We start from the raw sequence: 13,892 nt of genomic DNA on the forward strand, positions 1-13,892 counted from the left end.
AGATTGCCACCAAGAGTGCCTCTATCGCTGGACCGCCGAATTGTTCTTTGGTCGCTGGACTTTGGCGATGCCAAAATTAACTGGCTTATGCAGATTAGGCCTTGCCCCCAGTCAATGCAAGTCGCATTTTCAATTTCTTGCAAAGCGCTATTAGCAGCAATACTTTGGATTTACTTAGCACGTTTTGTTAGACCGATTTTAGAATAACATACCTAGGCGTTATTCTTGACCGTGTATTTAGCCACTCCTAGAATCCGCTTCTCCCGTGATGCCAAGCGCCCGGGCCTCCATGAAATCCGCCGCCGAACTTCTCGGCTTGATCAGGCGCCCGCGCTCCCTCCTCCTCGCGCGGGCCTGATTTGTACCAATCCAGCGATTTCGCCTTTTGTACCGGTTCTCCGCTCCTCGGGGTGAACCGCCAACGGGCGCCGCACAGAAAGGAAGAGCGATGAAACTGGCATTCGAAGCCACAGCCCAAGGATTCAGGACATTCGTGTCCGACGTGGCCGACGGTTTTTTCGAGATGACCCACAACGGCTTTGCGTTGGTAGGACTGGCCATAGTGTTTGCGGCCATAGCCCTGGTAGCGCGGCCCGACTTGCGTGAACAAGGCGAAGAGCAGCTCATGAGCTGGCTCCAGTCGCGCAAGCCCGTGCCCGCCGTGCCTGAAGTCCTCGTGAGCGATCTCGATCCCACCGCGATCGAGCGCACGACGGCGACCAGTCCGCTCGACTTGCCCAAGCAACAAGCCGCAGTGGCTTACTGGCTCAGCAAGAAATACCGCGTTGCGGCAGAGCCCTTGAGCGCACTCGTCGCCGAGGCCTATGACCTCGGCAAGCGAAGCAAGCTCGATCCGACTTTGATCCTTGCAATCATGGCAGTCGAATCCAGCTTCAACCCGTTTGCGCAAAGCCAGGTTGGCGCGCAAGGGCTGATGCAGGTCATGACGCGGGTGCACGGGGATAAGTACGAGAGCGCCGGCGGCACGCTGACGGCGTTCGATCCGGTGACCAACATGCGTGTTGGCGTCAAGGTGCTGCAGGAATGCATCGCTCGCGCCGGTTCGCTCGAAGGCGGCTTGCGCTATTACGTGGGCGCGGCCAACCTGGAAGACGACGGCGGCTACGCTGGCAAAGTAATGGCCGAGCACGGACGGCTGCGTCAGGTCGCCGACGGGCGCTCACCACCGACAACGACCGCACCCACACCAGCGTTGCGTGCGCAAGCGACACCAGCCCCGGCTCCCTTGGCAAAACCGGCTGAAGCTGCCGCAGACAAGTTAGCCTTGTTGGGCGATTTGTAGGCGATGCGGCGCTCCTGGGCGCCGAATCTTTCATCGTCGGCTACACTCGCGCGGTACGCGACTGGCGATAGGCGCACCCCGCTCCCGGGTTTCGCGCTGACGTGGAATACCACTGGGAAGCGTACCGCCTGCGGCCTTCAGCAGGTGTTCAGCCGTTCGCCTGGGCAGCCCTTGTTTGGTTGAAGAACAAGGACATCGTCTTCAAAGGACTGCCATGTATCCGCGCAATATTCTGGTCGAACAGACCGATCCTGAAATCTGGGCTGCTATCCAGGCCGAGAACGCTCGCCAGGAACAGCACATCGAGCTGATCGCGAGCGAAAACTACGCCTCGCCTGCCGTCATGCAGGCGCAAGGCTCACAGCTCACCAACAAGTACGCTGAAGGCTATCCTGGCAAGCGCTATTACGGCGGCTGCGAGTTCGTCGACATCGCCGAACAATTGGCCATCGACCGTATCAAGCAGATTTTTGGCGCCGACGCTGCCAATGTTCAGCCGCATTGCGGCGCCTCTGCCAACGAAGCCGTGATGCTGGCCTTTTTGAAGCCCGGCGACACCATCATGGGCATGAGTCTGGCCGAAGGCGGCCACCTGACGCACGGCATGCCGCTCAACATCAGCGGCAAGTGGTTCAACGTGGTGAGCTATGGGCTCGACGCCAAGGAAGAAATCGACTACGACGCCATGGAGCGCAAAGCGCGTGAGCATCTGCCCAAGCTCATCATCGCCGGCGCCTCGGCGTATTCACTGCGCATCGATTTCGAGCGTTTCGCCAAGGTGGCGAAAGACATCGGTGCGATCTTCATGGTCGACATCGCGCACTACGCCGGTCTGGTCGCGGCGGGCGTGTACCCCAACCCGGTCCCCTTCGCGGATGTCGTTACCTCGACGACGCACAAGAGCCTGCGCGGCCCGCGCGGCGGCATCATCCTGATGAAGTCGCAGCATGAAAAAGCCATCAACAGCGCGATCTTTCCTGGCTTGCAAGGCGGTCCACTGATGCACGTGATCGCAGCCAAGGCCGTCGCCTTCAAGGAAGCCATGACGCCTGAGTTCAAGGCTTACCAGCAGCAGGTCGTGAAAAATGCGCAGATCGTCGCCGACACGCTGACCGAACGCGGCTTGCGCATCGTGAGCGGCCGCACCGAAAGCCACGTGATGCTGGTCGACCTGCGCGCCAAGGGGATCACCGGCAAGGAAGCCGAAGCGGTACTCGGCAGCGCGCATATGACGATCAACAAGAACGCCATTCCCAACGACCCTGAAAAGCCGATGGTGACCAGCGGCGTTCGCATCGGCACGCCGGCCATGACGACGCGCGGCTTCAAGGACGAAGAAGCGCGCCAGACAGCCCATCTGATCGCCGACGTGCTCGAGAACCCACGCGATGAAGCGAACATCGACGCGGTACGCGTCAGGGTACATGCGTTGACCAGCCGCTTCCCGGTCTACAGCTGAACACGGGCACGGTGACCGCATGAAATGTCCTTTTTGCGGTCACCTCGAAACGCAGGTCGTCGAGACCCGTGTTTCAGAAGACGCGGATTTTGTGCGCAGGCGCCGTCAGTGCGCCGACTGCGACAAGCGCTTCACCACCTACGAGCGGCCGGAGGTCAACTTTCCTGCGGTCGTCAAGAAAGATGGCAGCCGTGCCGACTTCGATTCGCGCAAGGTTCGTGCGTCGATGGTGTTGGCGCTGCGCAAGCGACCAGTGAGCATCGAACAAATCGACAGCGCCCTCATGCGCATCGAGCAAAAGCTGCTGTCCAGTGGGTTGCGGGAAATCGACTCGGCCAAGGTCGGCGAACTGGTCATGCGCGAACTCAAGCGGCTCGACAAGGTTGCTTATGTCCGCTTCGCGTCGGTGTATCGGAGCTTCGAAGACGTGGATGAATTCAGGCAGTTGCTGCGCGACATTTAGTATCCGATCGACGTTACCAAACGTCGTTTTCTTCTGCCAACTTCGTCAATTCGAGTTTGCAAAGATTCTAAAAGGTCGCATCTGCATCGAAACAGCCCGATCGTCCATCTAGATCGACCGGCGAGGCATTTTTGCCTCCTTCTTTCGTGTAACGGCCCGTAGCATCCGGGCCCTATGCGACGCACATCCGTACTCCCTGCCCATTCGTCAAAGCCGATTCACCTCGTCTCTGGCTTCACGGCCATCGAGTTGATGGTTGTCGTGTCGATCGTCGGAATACTGGCCGCGCTCGCCGCGCCGAGCTTCCGTAGCGTCGTCGAAAACTACCGCGTCCGACGCGCTACCGAAGACCTCGTCTCCACCATCTATCTGGCGCGCGCGGAAGGCATCAAACGCGGTGGCGGCGTCGTGCTTCGCAAGGCTGGCGCAGCGAATTGCAGCGGCTCGACTCAAATCGAGCAGTGGGATTGCGGCTGGTTCGTCTTTGTGGACTCGAACGGCAACAAGCTCATCGACCCGGGCGAAGAAACGATTCAAACCGCGCCTGCGGCGACGGGCGTCTCCATCACCTTCACTTTGCACAACGCGCTGGCGTCTGTCGACCGCTGGGGACAGTTCAGCGGTGCCGGCGCGTTCGGCTTTGTCGTGCGACCCTCCGGCAACACATCGGCTGCCAGTACAACGGCTCTGTGCATGAGCAGCGGCGGTCGTTTGGCAACACGCAAAGGGGTGGCCTCATGCCAGGCCTGAAACGACAAAGCGGCGTCTCGCTCATCGAATCGCTGGTCGCGACGACGATTCTGGCGATCGGCAGCCTTGGCCTGCTCACCGTCCAGATCCGCACCTTGGCCGAAACGCAGACCAGCGTGCACCGGGCGCAGGCCGTTCGCGCCATCGAGGATCTGGCAGAGCGCATCAAGGCCAACCCGGACGGCTTCGGCCAGCTCCGCACTGGCGCATACGCAAGCCCATGGGACGCGACGCCCATCGTTGCGTCGGATGCCTGCGATGTCAACGCATGCAGCCCGGCTGAGCTGGCCCGATCGGACATCGCCCAGTGGCGAAAGACGATCGCCCGCACCTTGCCGCTGGGACAAGCGAACGTGTTCACCGATGAATCGGTTGCCGCTGCCGACCGACGCCAGCTGGGTGTGATGGTGGGTTGGCGCGCGAACGAGCGGACGGGCGATGGCGTCTCGCCGTTCGATCTGAAAGTAGATGACGCAGGTGTCGCTTGTCCCGAGGGACTTATCTGCCATCTCGTCTATGTGCAGCCCTGAATTTTCATCCGCCCGCGGTCGCGGGGCTCAAAGCGGCGCCTCCCTGATCGAGTTGCTCGTCGGTTTGACGCTCGGCCTGATGGTCGTCGCGGCCGCGATCGGCACATTGATCGTCTCAAGAACTGCATCAGGCACGGTCGGCGATCTGAGCCAATTGCAGCAGCAAGGCTCCTACGCGCTGCGTGTCATGGGCATTCAGATTCGTCAGGCCGGGTCGGTCGCGCCCATCAAGGATTCGGTCAACTCGCTCTACAGCTTCAAGGACACCTTCATCGGGTTCGGTGGGAATTCAAGCGTGGTGACTGGTGCCGATGGCGCCGGGGACAGCGCCGACACCGTATCGACCAGCAACGAGCCGCTCGATGGCAACCCCGACACACGTCCGCGCGATTGTCTCGGCGAGAAGGCAAACGGTGCCCGCATCGACAGCACGTTTTGGGTCGACGGCGAAGCGCACGAACTCAAGTGCAAAAGCGGCGCCAAGAACCAGGCCCTGATCGGCAACGTCGCCGACTTTCAGGTTTGGTATCGCATCCTTTCCGCGGCCAGCACCACGCAACGCATGACCGCGAAACAAGTCGATGCCGCCGGGCTCTGGCGCTCCGTTAAATCGATCGAAATATGTCTCGACTTGCAAGGCGATGAGGCTGGGCAACCCGGTGTCGGCAGCTACGCCAACTGCCAAGGCGTGGAGTCGCCGAGGAACGGGCGTCTGCATCTGGTCTTTCGCAATGTCTTCGACTTGCGGACGCAGGGCAGCTGATGGGCACGCCACGCTTGCGCCAGCAGGGCATCGCACTGTTTGTCGTGATGGTGGTGTTGCTGCTGTCGATGCTGCTGGTGCTTTGGTCATCGCGTACAGCCCTGTTCAACGAACTGCTTACGGGTACCGACAGCGACTATCAGCGTGCGCTTGAAGCTGCTCAGTCCATGGTGCGCGATGCCGAGTTCGATATTCAAGGGCAAAAGCCCGACGGGTCTGCGTGCAGTGGCTCCTTTTGCCGGTCTCCCGTCATCGATCCGAGCCAAGGTCAAGCCTTCTACCCTGAGAGTGCTAACGACTTTCAAGATCTGGACGCCGCGTTGGTCACGAAGACTCCCTCATGCGTTGCCGGCATCTGCACGGCGACCAACGTAGCCGCCGAATTCTGGACGACGGCGACGGCACTGAACGCCATGAAAGCCTCGGCAGCGACCTACGGCCGGTACACAGGCGCGCAGGCCGGCGAGGTCGGGAACCCATTGCTGAGGGCGAACGCCGGTGCTGGCGCCAAAGCCTGGTATTGGGTCGAAGTGCTGCCCTACGACACCGCCTCGGCGGTCACCGCCGGCCCGGCGCAGACCTTCGCGCCAGACAGCACGCGGCCCAACATCTATCGCATCACCGCTGTGGCACAGGGGCTCAAGCCGGGCACCCAGGCAGTTGTGCAGTCGGTCTTTGTCTGGAAAAAAGTCAGTTCGTGAGTCGGGGCGGACATTCGTGCCCGGGCGAGGAAATCAGGGGAGTCACCATGACAACGAATCCAATGCTCGCGCGGCCTGCGCTGAGCCTCGCCATCTTCGCCGTGCTCGCCACGGCGTTCGCCCTCTTCAGCGCGGACATCGAAGCCGCGCCACTGTCGTTGAGCATGGCGCCGGCCGGGACGGCGTACCGACAGCCTGCACCCAACGTCATCGTGTCGGTCGACGACTCGCGCAGCATGAATGTGTCGGGCATGGCGACCCTGCGCAGCGCACTGAAAGACACGTTCTCTGCCGCCAACGTGCCGGACGGTTCGATCCGCCTTGCATGGCAAGCGATGACCGGCTGCTACACGATCCCGGCCGGCGGCGACTGCAAGAACCAGAACGCGATGAGAGTGCTCGATGCAGCGCAGCGAGGCCGCTTCCAGCAGTGGGTCGACACATTGGCGCCTCAAGGCGCGACGCCCTCGCACCGCATGTTATTCAACGCCGGCCAATATCTGAAGTCGGCGCCAGGTGTCGACAGCCCCTGGGCCAGCGTCCCCGGAAGCACGCAACATCCGATGTTGAGCTGCCGCAAGTCTTACAACCTCTTCATGACCGACGGCGGCTGGAACGACACGACATCATGGGATGCAGCCGACAGCATCGCTGCGCGATCGATCGGCAACAGGGACGGGACGACCGGAACGTTAGGTGATGGAAAGACGGTGTACGACGTCGAAAGCGACAGCACGGCGATTTACCGCGACCGCTTCGGCACGAGCACGTTGCCGACGCTCTCCGACCTGGCCTTCCACTATTGGGCGACCGATCTTCAGCCGTCTCTCGCCAACGATGTCCCTGCGAAGCTCACCCACAAAGGCGACCAGACCTTCACCAGCGAGGGCGCGAGCAGAACGGTTCCGGAATTCTGGAACCCGCGCAACGATCCGGCGACCTGGCAGCACATGACGACCTACACGGTCGGTTTCAATGCAGCCGCCAACTGGAACGCCACCAGCGCCACGCCGAAGTTCGGCGCGGACACCTGGACCGGCGGCGATTACACGGCACTGATTGCCGGCCGCATCCACTGGACCGATGCCATAGACGGCGACGAAACCACGCGAATGCCAGAGCTCTGGCACATGGCGCTCAACGGCCGCGGCAAGTTCGTGCCGGCGCCGACCGCGAGTTCGCTCGCCGGGTCGTTCAAGGACATCCTCGATTCGATTGCCGCCGACAAGTCCTCGCCCATTAGTTCGGTGTCTGTCAGCGCCAGTTCCACGAGGCTCGATGCCGCAGTCTTCACCTCTTCCTACGACCCGGCCAGTTGGAGCGGCGCCATCACTGCGCACAAGCTGGCCGCCGGCACAGGTGTTGCGTCGGCTGAAGGACTCTGGGGGACGGTGCCGGCAACGGCGACAAGCACTGCCAAGCCGGTTTCGACTGCCACGTTGCTAGACCACGTCGCCTTCTCGCCGAGCGCCCGCGTGGTCATGTCCGCGAGGCGCCCGCCGGCGGCTGGCGACAGCCCCGCCGTCAACGGTATCTCGTTCGTCTGGAGCGCGCTTGCGACCGCACAGCAACGCGCGCTCGACACATCGAACGCCACGATCGACGGCCTGGGCAAGGAACGCCTCGCCTTCGTGCGCGGCTTTCGCGACGACGAGCAATCGAACGGCGGCAACTTTCGTAACCGGGATTCGCGTCATGGCGATGTCGTGAACTCCAAACCTTGGTACGTGGCCGGCAAGGCGGGCGCAGCCTACACGGCGTACGGTTATGCCGCATTCAGGGCAGCCAGCACGACGCGGCCATCGATGCTCTACGTCGGCGCCAACGACGGCATGCTGCACGGCTTTTCGGCCGCCGATGGCAAAGAGAAGATCGCTTACGTACCACTGGCAGCCTATGCCGGGCTGTCGCAGCTGACCCAGCCCGGCTACGCCCATCGCTACTTCGTCGACGGCTCACCTTTAGCCGGCGATCTCTACGTCGGCGGAAGTTGGAAGACCTATCTGGCCGGCTTCATGGGCGCGGGCGGCAAAGGCTACTTCGTACTCGACGTGACCGACCCTGGCGCGTTTGTCGCAGGCAATGCCGGAAACATCGTCGTACTGGACCAGACCGCATCCACCTCCACCTCCACCTCCACCATCGACGCGGACATCGGCCACATCTTCAGCGAACCCGTTCGCGAGCAAGGAGACACCGGAGTTACACGTCAAATCACTCAGCTCAACGACGGCCGCTGGGCATTGGTCACAGGCAACGGCTACAACAGCACGCGCGAAAACGCCGTGCTGATGATCCAGTACCTCGACGGCGCTCGCGAGTTGAGAAAGATCCATGCAACCACTGCAAGCGGGCTGACAGGCAACGGCCTTTCAGCCCCTCGGCTCGTCGATCTGAACGGCGACAGCGTGTCAGATGTGGCCTATGCGGGCGATCTTCACGGCAACCTCTGGAAGTTCGACCTCAGCGCCCACGCGCCATCTGATTGGAAGACCGCTTTCAACGGCGCGCCGCTCTACTCGGCGACTTCCGCAGCAGCCGGAGGCGTGCCTGGACGGCCGCAGCCCATCACCAGTGCGCCAGTGTGGTTGCCGCATCCGAAAGGCGGTGTGATGGTCGTCTTCGGCACCGGTGCCAATCTGACTGACGCCGACAGAACCGACACCTCAGTGCAAACGGTTTACGGCGTGTACGACAACACCGCGGTGACGCGCAGCGCCGGCAAGCTCACGCTGACTGCCAGCAGCGCCCTCACCGGCGGTCGCGGTGCGCTGGTTCAGCAGACCATCAGCTCCGCTGCCGCCACGGCCACGGCAACGGCGGTCGCCGGATCGGCATCCGGCCACACCATCCCGCTTTGGACGGTGTCGTCCAACCCTGTCGACTACGCCGGCTCGCCCGCCAAACGTGGCTGGTACCTGGAGCTGCCGCCGGGTGAACGAGTGCTCGGCAATCCAACGTGGTTCGACGGCCAACTGATCGACGTGGCGAGCACGCTGCCCGCGGCCGGTGAAGACATCACACGTGAAACCTGCTCCCCCAGCATCACAGGTGCACGGCACTTTCTGACGACGATCAACGCCATTAACGGCAGCGCGCCAAAGTCCGATATCTACGCCTATGCCGGCGCGGGCGGCGCAACAAGCGCGACGGGAGTTGCTTCGCGAAGCGAAACCGGCGTCCGGTCCAGCATCAGGGACAGCGCGACCAACACAGAAAAGGCCATCTGTGCGGCTGGTCAAATCTGCGCCGATCGCAAGTTGCTCGGCCGCACCGCACTGCGTCCCTCGTGGCGGCAAATTCAATGAGTGCGCGACAACGCACTAGGCATCGCGGCTTCAGTCTGGTCGAAGTACTGACCGTCGTCGCGGTCATTGGCATCCTCACCGCTGTCGCGCTGCCCAGTTACCAGGAATATGTACGCCGCGGTCATCGGGCCGAAGCGCGCGCCGGGCTGCTCCAAGCAGCACAGTGGATGGAACGCGTGGCGACGGCCAACGGCGTCTATCCCGCGACGACAGCCAAGAACGGTGCGGACGTGACGCCGTTGCCCTTGTCGCTGACGACCGTTCCCGGCAGGCGGTACGCCGTGTCGCTCAAGACAGCCACCGACTCCGCCTACACTCTGATCGCAGTGCCTTCGGACGCGCAGTCAGACGACAAATGCGGGACGTTCACGCTGGACCAGTCCAGTGTTCGCGGCATTACCTCGGCTGCGGCCACTGGCAGCGCCGACTTGATCGCCGACTGCTGGAATCGCTGACCGTCGTTCACTCTTCGGTTAGTGTGACGCGCTATGCACCCGTCACTCACTCGACACTGACCCAACGTTGACCGCCCCATCCGACCCCGCTGCCGTCCCTCTTGCCGCCACGTGCTTGGCAAACACGGCAGAGCCGATGCAACTCGCCCTGTCATCGGCACGCGCCGCGCAATGGGCCGTTCCGCCCAATCCCGCCGTCGGCTGCGTGATCGTGTCGCCGACCGGCGAGGTGATCGGCGTCGGTCGAACGCAGCGCACCGGCGGTCCGCATGCCGAAGTCATGGCTCTGCGCGACGCTGCCTCCAAAGGTCATGCTGTCCGGGGCGCCACCGCCTATGTGACGCTGGAGCCCTGCTCCCACCACGGCCGAACAGGCCCTTGCAGCGACGCGATCATCGCCGCCGGCATCGGCAAAGCCGTCACTTCGCTGGCCGACCCGAATCCGCTGGTGGCCGGACAGGGATTCGCCAAACTTCGCGCCGCCGGCATCGATGTCGAAGTCGGACCTGGCGCCGCAGAATCCCGTGAACTCAACATCGGTTTCTTCAGCCGAATGATCCGCAAATCACCGTGGGTTCGCCTCAAAGTCGCTGCGTCGCTCGACGGCAAGACGGCGCTGGAGAACGGCACCAGCCAATGGATCACCTCCCCGCCTGCGCGCACCGACGGTCACGCCTGGCGGGCACGCTCCGGCGCGATGCTGACGGGTGTGGGCACCGTGCTCGAGGACAACCCGCGTCTCGACGTACGGCTGGTCGACACAGAACGTCAACCTCCGCTGGTCGTGGTCGACAGCCATCTTCAGACGCCACCCGACGCTCATATTTTTGAAGCCGCACGTCAAGTGTGGATCTACGCTGCGGCCCGTGATGAAGCCAAGGCAGCGGCACTGGAAGCGCGCGGTGCCACCGTCACCTGCCTGCCGAACGCGCAGGGCAAAGTCGATCTCGCTGCCCTGCTGAAAGACCTCGCGATGCGCGAAATCAACGAACTGCACGTCGAGGCCGGCCACAAGCTCAACGGCTCGCTTATCCGAGAAGGCCTGGTCGACGAGTTCGTGGTCTATCTCGCGCCCAAGCTCATCGGCAGCGGCTTCGGTATGGCCAGCCACACCCATGCCGGCGGTTCACTGACGTCGCTGACGGGCGCATTGCCTCTGGAATTCCGCTCGGTGGAGTTGATTGGCCCCGACCTCCGGATCGTCGCGCGAGTGACCGGCAAAGACGCGTTCTAGCCTCCTTCCGGTGGCCCTTTTGGCGCCGTTCTTGCGCATCTGGCGAACGCAGGCCGCGCGTTCTGCGAAAATCCTTGAATGTTCACCGGAATCATCACCGGCGTGGGGCGCATCGCCGCAGTCCACGACCTCGGAAGCTCTTCATCCCACGGCAAGCGGCTCAGCATTGCGACGCCTCCAGGTTACCTGGACGACGTGGGCCTCGGCGACAGCATCGCGCTCAACGGCGCCTGCATGACCGTCACGTCGCTCGACGCGGCGCAACTGCAGTTCACCATCGATATTTCGGCCGAATCTCTCGACAAGACCGCCGGTCTTTCCGTGCCCGACGGCGCCGTCAACCTCGAAAAAGCCTTGCGGGCAACCGACCGGCTGGGCGGCCACATCGTCTCGGGCCACGTCGATGGCATCGGCAGGGTGAGCTACTTCGCGGAGATCGGCGAAAGCTGGGAACTCCGAATCGTCGCACCGCAAGCACTCGCACGCTTCCTTGCGTACAAAGGCTCGATCACCGTCAACGGTGTCAGCCTGACCGTCAACACGGTGACCGATCTTGTTGTTGAAGACGTTGCGGACGGCAGCGAGATCAGCATCAACCTGATACCGCACACGGTCGAGAACACCGGGCTAGGCACCTTGCGCGCCGGCAGCAACGTCAACCTCGAGGTCGACACCGTCGCCCGCTACGTCGAGCGCATGCTGCAAGCGGGCGCCCTCTCCATCCCGAACAAGAAAGACAAGCCATGAACGCCTCCGTCACGTCGATTGCGTCTGTATCGCCGATCACCGCTTCGCGCAGCGGTCGCGTCACCGCGCCAATCTCACCTATCGAAGAAATCGTCGAAGACCTGCGTGCCGGCCGCCTGGTGATCCTGGTCGATGAAGAAGATCGCGAGAACGAAGGCGACATCGTCATCGCGGCCGACCACATCACGGCGGAGTCGATCAATTTCATGGCGCGCCACGCTCGCGGTTTGATCTGCCTGACACTGTCGCGCGAGATGTGCGAACGCCTGCAACTGCCGCCGATGGTGTCGCGCAACGGCGCCAAGCACTCGACCGCGTTCACCGTGTCGATCGAAGCAGCCGAAGGCGTGACCACCGGCATCTCGGCCGCCGACCGAGCCCGCACCGTGCAGGCGGCCGTCGCGCGCAATGCGGTGGCGGCAGACCTTGTGCAACCGGGCCACATCTTTCCGCTCCAGGCGGTGGATGGCGGTGTGCTCATGCGCGCGGGGCACACCGAAGCCGGCTGCGATCTGGCAGCGATGGCTGGCTGCTCGCCCGCTTCGGTCATCTGCGAAGTCATGAACGAAGACGGCACGATGGCGCGCCTGCCCGACCTGCAACTGTTCGCAGCGGAGCACGGCATCAAGATCGGCACCATTGCCGCCTTGATCGAGCACCGCAGCCGCACCGAATCGCTTGTCAAAAAGGTCGGCGTGCGCGAAATCCAGACGGCTTGGGGTGTGTTCACCGCACATGCTTTCACCGACAAGCCGAGCGGCGGCGTGCATCTGGCGCTGGTCCGCGGAAGCTGGTCGCCGGAAGACACCGTCGACGTGCGCGTGCACGAGCCGCTCTCGGTGCTCGACGCGCTCGAGGTCAACCGCTCGCTGCATTCATGGGGCCTCGACTCGAGCCTCGCGCACATCGCTGCCGAAGGCAAAGGCGTGGCCGTGCTCTTGAACTGCGGTGAATCCGGCGCTGACTTGCTGGCCCAGTTCGACGGCACCGCGCGCCCGGCGCAAGCGCCCGAGCGCGGCCGCATGGACTTGCGCAGCTACGGCATCGGCGCGCAGATCCTGCGCGAATGCGGCGTCCGCAAAATGAACCTGCTGGGCACGCCGCGGCGCATGCCGAGCATGGCCGCCGGCTACGGCCTCGAAATTGCGGGCTACATCTCGAAAGACTGACGACATGCAAGGTTCGAACAAAGGAGCGGGAACCCCGCTCGAAGGCATCGGCTTGCGCATCGGCATCGTGCAGGCGCGCTTCAATGCGGACGTCACCGACGCGCTCGCGCAGGCTTGCCTCGCCGAACTCGAAGCGCTCGGCGTCGCCGCAAAAGACATCGACCATGTGCAAGTGCCCGGCGCACTCGAAGTGCCGATTGCACTGCAAGCGCTGGCCGAGCGCGGTGGCTACCACGCGCTGGTCGCGCTCGGCTGCATCATCCGCGGCGAGACCTACCACTTCGAGCTGGTCGCCAACGAGTCGGGCGCGAGCGTGAGCCGCGTCGCGCTCGACTACCGCCTGCCCATCGCCAACGCCATTCTCACCACCGAAGACCTCGCACAAGCCGTGGCCCGCCAGACCGACAAAGGTCGCGATGCGGCTCGCGTCGCCGTCGAAATGGCGCAACTGCTAGCCACACTTTCATGACCGAAGACACCACCAAAGACGCGATCGCCAAGACCGGCCCGCCCAAACAAATTCGCACCGGCCTCACCGCCACGGGCGTTCGCAAAGCTTCGGCCAAGTCGAGCCGAAGCCGTGCGCGCGAGTTTGCCTTGCAGGCCCTCTACCAGTACATCGTGGGCAAGAACGATGCGGCCGACATCGACGCCTTCACACGCGATCTGGCCGGCTTTCACAAGGCCGACTCGGCGCACTACGACGCGCTGTTGCACGGTTGCATCGAGGGCGAGGCGCAGCTCGACGTGCTGATTCTTCCCTTGCTCGACCGCGAAATGGAACGCATCTCGCCGATCGAACATGCAGTCATGTGGATCGGCGTTTACGAGTTCCAGAATTGCCTCGACGTGCCCTGGCGCGTAGTGCTGAACGAATGCATAGAACTGACCAAGGAATTCGGCGGCACCGACGGCCACAAGTACGTCAACGCCGTGCTCAATGGCTTGGCGCCACAGCTTCGCAGTGTCGAAGTCGAAGCAGACCGGCTGACCGGCAAGGCCAAGTAAAG

General features: G+C 63.0%; 14 protein-coding genes and 1 riboswitch. All 14 genes read left to right on the forward strand.

Going from position 1 to position 13,892, the window contains the following annotated elements; translation table 11 throughout:
• Positions 1 to 448 precede the first annotated feature (448 nt).
• Entirely contained in the window at positions 449 to 1,303 is an 855-nt protein-coding gene (locus H7F36_RS19720; RefSeq protein ID WP_187052365.1) for a lytic transglycosylase domain-containing protein, read from the forward strand.
• A gap of 47 nt (positions 1,304 to 1,350) precedes the next feature.
• A riboswitch (ZMP/ZTP riboswitch) is annotated at positions 1,351 to 1,476 on the forward strand.
• A gap of 41 nt (positions 1,477 to 1,517) precedes the next feature.
• On the forward strand, positions 1,518 to 2,762 hold the full coding sequence (glyA, locus tag H7F36_RS19725) for a serine hydroxymethyltransferase (protein WP_187052366.1): 1,245 nt from the start codon (positions 1,518 to 1,520) through the stop codon (positions 2,760 to 2,762).
• Positions 2,763 to 2,781: 19 nt separating this feature from the next.
• Positions 2,782 to 3,225, forward strand: coding sequence for a transcriptional regulator NrdR (gene nrdR / locus H7F36_RS19730; protein WP_187052367.1), 444 nt, complete (start codon positions 2,782 to 2,784; stop codon positions 3,223 to 3,225).
• Between the two features lie 174 nt (positions 3,226 to 3,399).
• Positions 3,400 to 3,975, forward strand: a complete 576-nt coding sequence (locus H7F36_RS19735; protein WP_187052368.1) for a GspH/FimT family pseudopilin — start codon at positions 3,400 to 3,402, stop codon at positions 3,973 to 3,975.
• Complete coding sequence (gene pilV, locus H7F36_RS19740; protein WP_187052369.1) at positions 3,963 to 4,505, forward strand: type IV pilus modification protein PilV; 543 nt, start codon at positions 3,963 to 3,965, stop codon at positions 4,503 to 4,505. The genes H7F36_RS19735 and pilV overlap by 13 nt, the downstream gene beginning before the upstream one ends.
• A 52-nt stretch (positions 4,506 to 4,557) precedes the next feature.
• Entirely contained in the window at positions 4,558 to 5,268 is a 711-nt protein-coding gene (locus H7F36_RS19745; protein ID WP_187052370.1) for a PilW family protein, read from the forward strand.
• On the forward strand, positions 5,268 to 5,969 hold the full coding sequence (locus H7F36_RS19750) for a pilus assembly protein (protein WP_187052371.1): 702 nt from the start codon (positions 5,268 to 5,270) through the stop codon (positions 5,967 to 5,969). The genes H7F36_RS19745 and H7F36_RS19750 overlap by 1 nt, the downstream gene beginning before the upstream one ends.
• Positions 5,970 to 6,016: 47 nt before the next feature.
• Complete coding sequence (locus tag H7F36_RS19755) at positions 6,017 to 9,277, forward strand: pilus assembly protein (protein ID WP_187052372.1); 3,261 nt, start codon at positions 6,017 to 6,019, stop codon at positions 9,275 to 9,277.
• Entirely contained in the window at positions 9,274 to 9,732 is a 459-nt protein-coding gene (locus H7F36_RS19760; protein WP_187052373.1) for a type IV pilin protein, read from the forward strand. The genes H7F36_RS19755 and H7F36_RS19760 overlap by 4 nt, the downstream gene beginning before the upstream one ends.
• A 136-nt stretch (positions 9,733 to 9,868) precedes the next feature.
• On the forward strand, positions 9,869 to 10,966 hold the full coding sequence (gene ribD, locus H7F36_RS19765) for a bifunctional diaminohydroxyphosphoribosylaminopyrimidine deaminase/5-amino-6-(5-phosphoribosylamino)uracil reductase RibD (protein WP_187052374.1): 1,098 nt from the start codon (positions 9,869 to 9,871) through the stop codon (positions 10,964 to 10,966).
• Positions 10,967 to 11,044: 78 nt separating this feature from the next.
• On the forward strand, positions 11,045 to 11,713 hold the full coding sequence (locus H7F36_RS19770) for a riboflavin synthase (protein ID WP_187052375.1): 669 nt from the start codon (positions 11,045 to 11,047) through the stop codon (positions 11,711 to 11,713).
• Positions 11,710 to 12,882: a bifunctional 3,4-dihydroxy-2-butanone-4-phosphate synthase/GTP cyclohydrolase II gene (gene ribBA / locus H7F36_RS19775; RefSeq protein ID WP_187052376.1), complete on the forward strand. Its 1,173-nt coding sequence runs from the start codon at positions 11,710 to 11,712 to the stop codon at positions 12,880 to 12,882. The genes H7F36_RS19770 and ribBA overlap by 4 nt, the downstream gene beginning before the upstream one ends.
• 4 nt (positions 12,883 to 12,886) lie before the next feature.
• On the forward strand, positions 12,887 to 13,351 hold the full coding sequence (ribH, locus tag H7F36_RS19780; RefSeq protein WP_187052377.1) for a 6,7-dimethyl-8-ribityllumazine synthase: 465 nt from the start codon (positions 12,887 to 12,889) through the stop codon (positions 13,349 to 13,351).
• Positions 13,348 to 13,890, forward strand: a complete 543-nt coding sequence (gene nusB / locus H7F36_RS19785; RefSeq protein ID WP_187052378.1) for a transcription antitermination factor NusB — start codon at positions 13,348 to 13,350, stop codon at positions 13,888 to 13,890. Before ribH ends, nusB begins: the two co-directional genes overlap by 4 nt.
• Positions 13,891 to 13,892: the final 2 nt, after the last annotated feature.

Origin of the sequence: Variovorax sp. PAMC28562 (assembly GCF_014303735.1) — a bacterium.
Lineage (GTDB): Bacteria > Pseudomonadota > Gammaproteobacteria > Burkholderiales > Burkholderiaceae_C > Variovorax.